Source organism: Paenisporosarcina sp. TG20 (assembly GCF_000286315.1).
Taxonomy (GTDB): Bacteria; Bacillota; Bacilli; order Bacillales_A; family Planococcaceae; genus Paenisporosarcina.
Genome location: NZ_ALJG01000192.1, coordinates 1 through 8,433, shown reverse-complemented (window position 1 = coordinate 8,433; position 8,433 = coordinate 1). Strand labels below are relative to the sequence as shown.

General features: G+C 36.1%; 6 protein-coding genes and 3 pseudogenes. 3 read left to right on the top strand and 6 right to left on the bottom strand.

Features of this window, described 5'->3' with window-relative positions; genetic code table 11:
• Positions 1 to 303: 303 nt before the first annotated feature.
• Together B371_RS0103400 and B371_RS0103395 are read right to left on the bottom strand one after the other, a co-directional pair.
• Positions 304 to 498 (bottom strand): DUF378 domain-containing protein, encoded by a 195-nt coding sequence (locus B371_RS0103400; protein ID WP_019412909.1) that lies wholly within the window; start codon positions 496 to 498, stop codon positions 304 to 306.
• Between the two features lie 152 nt (positions 499 to 650).
• Positions 651 to 2,096, bottom strand: a complete 1,446-nt coding sequence (locus B371_RS0103395; RefSeq protein WP_019412908.1) for a helix-turn-helix transcriptional regulator — start codon at positions 2,094 to 2,096, stop codon at positions 651 to 653.
• Between the two features lie 1,222 nt (positions 2,097 to 3,318).
• Between B371_RS0103395 and B371_RS24395 the strand changes: the two are divergent.
• From B371_RS24395 to B371_RS21175, 3 genes and pseudogenes are all read left to right on the top strand, one after another.
• Positions 3,319 to 3,573 (top strand): annotated as a pseudogene (locus B371_RS24395) (type II toxin-antitoxin system RelE/ParE family toxin).
• Positions 3,570 to 3,773 carry a hypothetical protein gene (locus tag B371_RS21180; RefSeq protein WP_040681144.1) on the top strand — a complete coding sequence of 68 codons (204 nt, stop codon included), beginning with the start codon at positions 3,570 to 3,572 and terminating at the stop codon, positions 3,771 to 3,773. The pseudogene B371_RS24395 and the gene B371_RS21180 overlap by 4 nt, the downstream one beginning before the upstream one ends.
• 600 nt (positions 3,774 to 4,373) lie before the next feature.
• A pseudogene (locus B371_RS21175) lies at positions 4,374 to 5,539 on the top strand (IS256 family transposase).
• Positions 5,540 to 5,878: 339 nt separating this feature from the next.
• On the opposite strand, the gene B371_RS0103370 reads toward B371_RS21175, so the two are convergent.
• From B371_RS0103370 to B371_RS21170, 4 genes and pseudogenes are all read right to left on the bottom strand, one after another.
• Positions 5,879 to 6,583, bottom strand: coding sequence for a hypothetical protein (locus tag B371_RS0103370; protein ID WP_019412904.1), 705 nt, complete (start codon positions 6,581 to 6,583; stop codon positions 5,879 to 5,881).
• Complete coding sequence (locus B371_RS0103365) at positions 6,580 to 7,320, bottom strand: hypothetical protein (RefSeq protein ID WP_019412903.1); 741 nt, start codon at positions 7,318 to 7,320, stop codon at positions 6,580 to 6,582. Before B371_RS0103365 ends, B371_RS0103370 begins: the two co-directional genes overlap by 4 nt.
• Positions 7,292 to 8,191 (bottom strand): ATP-binding cassette domain-containing protein, encoded by a 900-nt coding sequence (locus B371_RS0103360; protein WP_019412902.1) that lies wholly within the window; start codon positions 8,189 to 8,191, stop codon positions 7,292 to 7,294. Before B371_RS0103360 ends, B371_RS0103365 begins: the two co-directional genes overlap by 29 nt.
• A pseudogene (locus B371_RS21170) lies at positions 8,184 to 8,433 on the bottom strand (GntR family transcriptional regulator); the annotation flags it as partial. The pseudogene B371_RS21170 and the gene B371_RS0103360, both read right to left, overlap by 8 nt.

Genomic DNA, 8,433 nt, shown 5'->3' with positions numbered 1-8,433 from the left:
ATCAAAGAAACAGGCCACTTCTTGTTCAAAATCGAACAAGAAGTGGCCTGTTTTTGTTTAAAAAACCGATAGAAATTAAAAACCTAAGTTTTTCAGTGCCTTCCAATTTTGTTGGCCTTTTTAAACAGATCTGAGAGCATAAAATTTAGCTAAAGCCTCGCACCACCGCTTCAAGACCTCATTCGTAAACAGGTCTTCGATTCGGCCTTTCCACCGTCGGAGTCAAGCTTGAGTGGACTTCTACACTTCTAGTAGCGTCGGGCTAGATGTGCGCTTTGCGCTTTTCTTATGAAATTTTAACACTTATGTTACTTTTTTAAACAACCTAATAGAATAAATTGCTGCAAGTCCTACTATTACATAAACTATACGAGCGATTGCGCTATCCATTCCACCAAAAAGTCCGCCTACTAAATCCCATTGAAATAAACCAACTAACAACCAGTTTAATCCACCAATAATGATTAGTAAAAGTGCTATTGTATTTAAATTTTGCAAGTATTTTAAACTCCTCTTTTTACTATTTACACATATATAACCACTGAAAATCAATTCTGTTATTGCAATAATTAGTATGTGTAATTAATAGGAGTTTATGCAAAATAACCATATTATTTTTCTGGTTAAATTCATTTTTCAATTATATTTTCTCAATTAAATCGGTAGTCGGATGGAGTTTGTCCTGTAGCAGATTTGAATTTTGCATTAAAATACGTTTGATGCGTGTAGCCTGTTAATCTAGATATCTCTTCAAAAGATGCTTGTGTTTCTTTTAACAAACGTTTTGCTTCTCGAATACGAATTTCTTGTAGTGTTTCCCTAAACTTCTTACCAGAACTTTGGGAATACTTCCGACTCAGCGTACTTTTATTCATTCTGAGTGTTTCTGCGCAAGTCGCTAGGTTCCAAGTCGAATCCCAATAATTTGATTCCATCATCATTCGGATTTTTTCCGAAAAATTTGATATACCCTCTACATGAAAACTTGTCTCTTTCATTAATTTAGAAGTGAAATCTCCTAACATTTGAATAATGTGGTACATCACTGGCTCGCTGATTATATCTTGAAATAAAAGGTGATATTGTTTTTCGATTGGTCCATTTTGAAATGACTTTGCAATCATATATCTTCGCATTTGTGCAAGAACACTTGTTAATCGAATTCGCACCATTTGTGGATCTGGATATGGTTTTTCAATCGTGAGAAAGTCCTGTTCTAACCAGTTGCGAATCGCCTTCACATCTTGCTTTTCTAACATTTCAATCCACGTTCGCTGCTCGAGTGGAGACAAAAACGGATCAATTTCTCGCCATATTAAGTCAGTCAATTCCACAGACAAAATGTCGTATCCGTCATAAAAAATGCGTTTTTGGAAACGGCGCATTTTTTGATACATCGTTCGAGCACTTTTTCGATCCGTGGATTCGTACAAATAAATAGATAACAAGGTATCCGATTGACGGTTCCATAATGCGAAAAATGCTCGGTATGCATCTAACAAGTCATCCGTTTCCCCTAATCTGTGGACAACTAGTACAAACTCTGAGAAAGGGAATACGTTAAAACTAGTAGGAAATGTAAAGTCTTCTAATGCTCTCACTAGCCGTGATCCTTGTTCTCTATCTGAGGGTACAATCGCGCTCATTAACAATTGGTAACTAGGGTACGTCTCAGCTAATAATAAATCTTCATATGTAAGGATTGTTTGCTGTACTGAATCAAGTTGTTGGGAACCCTTCTTTTCATTTCGCAAACGAAAACGTGCTTGTTGCACATGCTTAACTAGATGTTCCGGTTGAAAAGGGCGGAATAACACATCTTCTGCTTTATGTGTCAACGCTCGGTAAGCTGTCTGAAACGTCCTTTCAGAAGAAATACCTAGCCACTGGACCTGTTGTGGTAAAAAAGAACGTTCTTGTGATCCCCATAAATCAAGATCAACAATTAAATAATCACTAGCTTGATCTTTAATATGTATTTCGAACTGTTGCACATCGTCCACTACATCCACATGGATATCCCGGAGTTGTGAAGTGATGATCCACTTTAATCCTTGGCCTTCAAGCGGAACTTTTGTGAGAATTAGGATATTCATCAAAGTGCCCATCCTTTCATACTTCGTTAATTGTTAATAATCCTATCACTGTATTTCTTTAATCGATCAACTTATATCGACATGGCTATGTAATCATTTAATGCCTATACTTTTTTCTATGTTACATCCGTTATTTTATTCTACGCCATAAACTTAAGAATAAAAAGGAGGCGGAAGTTATGAACAGTGACCTATTAAATAAGAAATACCGGGCAAAGTATGCCCGGTCCTTTAAGAAAGTACACACCTACTGCACTATAACCTGTAGTTTAAGAAAACCTTCAATTAAAACTAGATTTCCGTTGCAGGCGGGCGCTTTCCGCGGGCGAGCAACCGAGCCTCCTCGTCGCAAGCTCCTGCGGGGTCTCGTCTGTCTCGCTTTTCCCGCTGGAGTCGCCACCTTCCACTACAATCATTCACCTTTTAAAAATCGAAAATACATAAGGAAACTTGCGCTTTTAAAATAGCAAATCACGACTTACAATAATGGGTTAACGAGAATCAATTAAAGAAACTCTGTTATATCATGTAAGTCTCCATATACTAAAAAACCATGAATACGGGGTTCTTGGCACTTTATAGTCATATACTTTCTTATCTTGTGAGAAAAACCGGGCAAGTGCGCCCGGTTCTTTAAGAGAGCAAATAATTTAAGTATCAGTTTAGAAGGATATTCCATATAGTATCGACTTTGGTTTCCTGTGTGAATTCCGTCACAGGCGGACGCTTTCCGCGGGCGGTCCGTGAGCCTCCTCGTCGCGAGCGACAAACAACGGTGATAACAATATAAAAAGAGAAATCAACCCTTCACATTAATCGGATTATTGAGAGTCCACAGAAGAAATTCCGTTTTGGCATGTTAGTCTCCATATACTAAAAACACAATGAACGCCGGATTCATGCCACTCTGAAGCTATATACTTTCATATTTTGTTAAAAAGAAAATAAAGCCCCTCATTATATTTTAGGACTTTATTTGTATAAACCGCTATATATACTTACAACGAGGCAAAACTCAAAAATTGTCTCATTGTCCAATCGACTAACTAATGAAACAGTCGTTAGTAATTTCTTCTATTTAAAAAGCTTTTTTACTCATATTTTACGAAACCTGTTGAATATATTTGTAATATCACTTACATGCTATAATAAGTGTGTGAAAAAACCTAATTAGGAAATAAACAACTTACATAACAGAAGATGAAGTTACTCCCGTTATAGAATTTTTAGTTTCGCTTCCCCTGAAAGAAAAGCGAAAGTTTTACGCTCCATTCAATTACTTGAAAAATTCGGTATGATGTTGCCAGGCCCCCACAAGAGCCATTTAGGAAATGGCATTTATGAATTAAGGACCAAATAGATTGTTTTATTGCATGGATTCAAAAAGAAATCACAAACAACTCCGCCAGGGGAAATAGCCAAAGCGAAAAGATATAGATTTGATTATTTGCAACAGCAAAGGAGTGATGATAATTGAGTTTCTTCGATGAATACCTAAAAAAAAGCCTTGAAGATCCTGCATTCAAAAAAGAATGGGATAATAGCGAATTAGAATTTACAATAGCTAGAAATATTATTCGAAGAAGAAAAAGACTAGGGTTAACTCAACATGACATAGCATCACGTATGAAAACCAAGCAAAGATATCACGCATCGAAACTGGGAATCAAAACATGACAATTGCTAGCTTGAAAGCATTAGCAAACATCCTACAAACTGACGTACCTTCTCTTATGAAGGATGAAGAAGAATCGAGTACAGTGGATATGGGAAAGTATTGATTGGTTAGAAACTGAAAAAACCCTGCGAAAAAATTGTGTTTTTTGTAAAAATAATTATATGGGCCTCATTTTGAACGATAAATTCCCCATGAATGAAGGCAAGATTTAAAGGGTTAACCAATTGACTAGTTAATAAAACAGTCTTTAACGATCTTCTTTCAAACAGCAGCGTAGCGCAAACAAAATCATTTTCAAAATCCTGAATGGGAACCATTTCGCTATGTGCGAAATGGTTCTTTTCTGTTGGGACCGCTGTTTTTAGCTATGTGTTTCACCAAGTAAACTTGGCATTGAGACGAGTTTGGTTGATAGAACACTCTATTTGACCGATAAAGGCCTCAGTTTGACTGATTAGCACCCAGTTTGAACGATAAGCACTTCTATGTACGGATGAAAAGATTAAGTCCTTATAATTGTGTAAAAAGAAAAAGAGTCAAATTAATCCCTCTTGGTTACAATGTTTTCAACGACGATAAACAATGAGGAGGAATTAATATTGACCCAGTTAAAGTTTACCCTAGATATGGATGTTTTAAAAGATTCTGTTATGCATTCTAATATCGAGTCCGTTGTGAAATCAACCATTGTTCTCGTGTTAAATGAATACATGGAAAAAGAACGTGATGATTATTTACAAGCAGCTGCTTACGAACGCTCAGATACACGTCGTGATTATCGTAATGGCTATTATGAACGCGAACTTACGATGAGCATTGGCAAGATAACATTACGGGTTCCTAGAACCCGAGAAGGTGACTTTGCTCCATCAGTTTTCGAAAAATATGCTCGTTGCGATCAAGCCCTTGTGATCTCGATGTTGGAAATGGTAGTAAATGGGGTTTCGACAAGGAAAGTCACAAACATTGTGGAACAGCTTTGTGGTGAAAGTGTATCGAAATCTTTTGTTTCTTCTCTTACACAAAAACTAGACCTATTGTTAATGAATGGTCTCAAAGACCATTAAACACAACATACTTCCCTTATCTTTTTGTTGATGCTATGTATATTAAAGTGCGGGAACACCATCGTGTTATCTCCAAAGCAGTTTATATTGCCACAGCGATTACAGAAGACAATAGACGTACAATTTTAGGCTTGAAAATTGATCATGTGGAAAGCTATGAAAGTTGGCATAGCTTTCTTGAACAACTAAAGTCACGTGGTCTTCAATCGCCTAAGCTTATTATTTCAGATGCACATTCAGGACTTCAAAAAGCAATTGCCCGTTCATTTATAGGGACTAGTTGGCAAAGATGTAATGTTCACTTTAAACGTAATATTTTCGATAAGCTACCTAAAAAAGATTTTGAAGTAGCACGTATGATGATTAAACGGATTTTCGATGCTGTTACTATTGAAGACATGCGCCGATTTAAAGATGAACTAATGAGTAAGTTTGAGGACGATTCTAAATATGAAAAAGCACTCGCCATACTGGAGGACGGATTTGAAGATACCATACAATACATCAACCTCCCGGAAAACATGCGTATATTTATCCGTAGTACAAATTCCCTTGAGCGCCTACATCAAGAGGTCCGTAGAAGAGAACGAGTGATTCGAATTTTTCCAAATACACAGTCTGCGTTCAGGTTAATAGGTTCTGTTTTAATGCACTACGAAGACACTGTCTACAAAAAGAGAAAATACCTAAATAGATGATCCGTAAGGATGATCTTAGAGTCCCAAATCACGTAAAGGTAGTCAAAGTGAAAAGAGTCTTTGACAACCTTTACGTGATTTGGAGTACTTTACCCATGGATGTTTCCTCAAAAAATGAAAGGGAAAAACACCAATTCATCTGTCTTTCTATATTCGTAAATTTATTTTTAATGAAATATATCGTCTAGAAACCATTGTATAAAATTTTACACAATATTATGGACTTGACTGATGAAAAATTCAAAAAATGTCTCATTAACCAAGTTCAACTTGGTAATGAGACACTTTGAGGTAGTTCAATGCCTTAATTCACAGGGATTCCTGTAACATTTCTTAATATCAGTTAGTTTTAACAACCATCTCTACTCTTTCTTCATCGACATTAAGAGTTAGCGATTTCGGAACTTTAATATAAAGGATAGGAAATTGAGCAGACATACTTTTGGATTCATCTACACTTGCATTGCCTGAGAATTGTGTAAACGTAAAGTCGTGTCGGAAAAAGGACATGGAAACTGAATCTTGATTGGGCATATTCACGATTAGTTGATCTCCTTGCCAATCTACTTCAATATTCTCTAAGTATTCAGGGATTTCAATTTCATTAACAAGATAAATTCCTTTATACAAAGTCGCTTCTACTATCTTCTCGGTGGATTCCACTTGTTCAATCATAATTACAATAGGAAGATCATAGTCATCTTGCGTTTCAAGTGTGAACATGTCACCGTCTATTTCGTTGGTCCACTCATTTAAAATGAGACTGGCAGGGATATCTTCTTCATTGCCAATCGAGAGTTTACTATATATATCATCGTTGAGTTGTGATAATTCCACCCTTTCATTTGCCGTTTTTGATGGCGAGATAAAGACAGCAATAACTGATGAAACTAATAAAAAGAATACGTACACCATTACAAGTCGCGTCGTAAATTTTGAAGTTAACCTTGTTTTTTTAGGGATTGTTGATTTTTTATTTGAAATGAATATCATAAAAATACCAAACATTATCATCAATGGTACAAACGCTACTATAACGCTCATGCTTGCACCTCTTGATTTTTTGACATCATCCAAGATACTAAGAATAACAGACTACTAGTGACTATAATTTTGATACAAAATAATGCAAAGTTAGGTTCTCTTATAAAGAAAAATATGCCTTGAGCGATTAATTCTTGTCCTTGAAAACGAATCATAATGTTTCCAAGGATGATTAAACTGATACTCGCTACTATTGCAATCACTTTACTTCGCTGAATGATAGAGCCGATCGTATAAGCAATCGCACTGACTAATATAAAATAGCCTATTAACCCTAGTAGACCGGTAATAACCGAGAGCAACGATAGGCTGTTTGACATGATCAATTCATCATTCTGAATGATTAAATATACCTTCAAAACATTAATGACTAAGTGTGCGCTGACAGCACCTATTACAGATAATAAAAAGACAAATCCTATGTTAGCCCATAGGCGACTCAAACGACTAGTTATAAATGTAAAATCATCTTCTCGATATGCCTTTGTTGTTATTAAAAGAGTATTTATAAATAACCAAAAAGCCGTCATTCCTACCACAACACCACTTGTAAAGTAATCAACCGATATGGAGAAATATGTTCCTGGCTCTGACATAGAACCTTCCCCAATAGTAGATAGGAATAGTCCTAAAATTTGCAAGATGACTAACGCATGAAAAATGCCTGTATACGACTTAATTTTATATCGTATTTGCTTTTTTACATTATCAATTAAGCTCACTTCGGTTAAAGACACGATCAATTCCTCCTTCTTGACTATCAGTTAAATAAACGAATGCTTCATTCGCTGTGAGATTTAAAAACGTGACATCGGGATACTTTTTTCGATGAACAAAGTTGTTAACTTTAACAACTGCTGTGACTATGCTGCCTGGAATGCTTTCGTCATACGATAAAACATCGTGCATCGCTACAAATTCGTCCACTGCCAATTTATCTCCTCTTACGCCAAGAACACTTTCTTTCAATTCGGAAATCGTTTTATGCAAGAAGGCATGGTGATCATGAATAATCAGGACGTTTTCAAGTAAATCCTCAATTTCCTCTAAATGATGACTTGATATTAAAATTGTTCTTGGGAATGCTAAATAATCTTTTAATAAAGCCCGATAAAAGTCTTTTCGAACGGCTGCATCCATGCCGGTTGTTGGTTCATCGTATATGGTCAACGGACATCTAGCTGCAAATCCAATAATGGCATGAAATGTGCTACGCATGCCTTTAGATAAACTCTGAATATAGTTTTTTTGTGGTAAGTGAAAATACGTCATTAATTCTGTAGCTAATGCTCCATTCCAATTTGGATAAAACAAAGCAAATGAATCGAGCAACTCTTCCAAATTCAACGATGTTGGCAAACTCATTTGATCGTCGATGAAGATTGAGTTAGCTGAAACTTTTAAACTGGTGAAAGGATTTTCTTCCATCACCAATAGATCCCCGCTCGTTTTTTTCAAATATCCCGCGACTAATTTCATAAAGGTTGTTTTGCCTGCACCATTTCGACCAATAACACCTGTAATGGTATTTTCATGAATTGTACAACTTAAATCTACAAGTGCAGAATTAGATTGATAGCGCTTCGTTAACTCATTACACTTAATCATTATTCATCCCCCGTTCAGCTTTCAATTTCTCGCGCTTTAACATGTCGACTAATTCATCAAAAGGCACTTCTAAACGTTCAGCTTCGTCTACAATACCTTTGACAAGGGAAGATAATTTTTCGCTTTTACGTTTGTATAAAATCATATCTCGCGCGTTTGAAGTAACAAACATACCTAGCCCTCTTTTCTTATATAAAATATCGTTGTCTAGTAAAATTGTTAGCCCGACTTTCGGCTTGAGT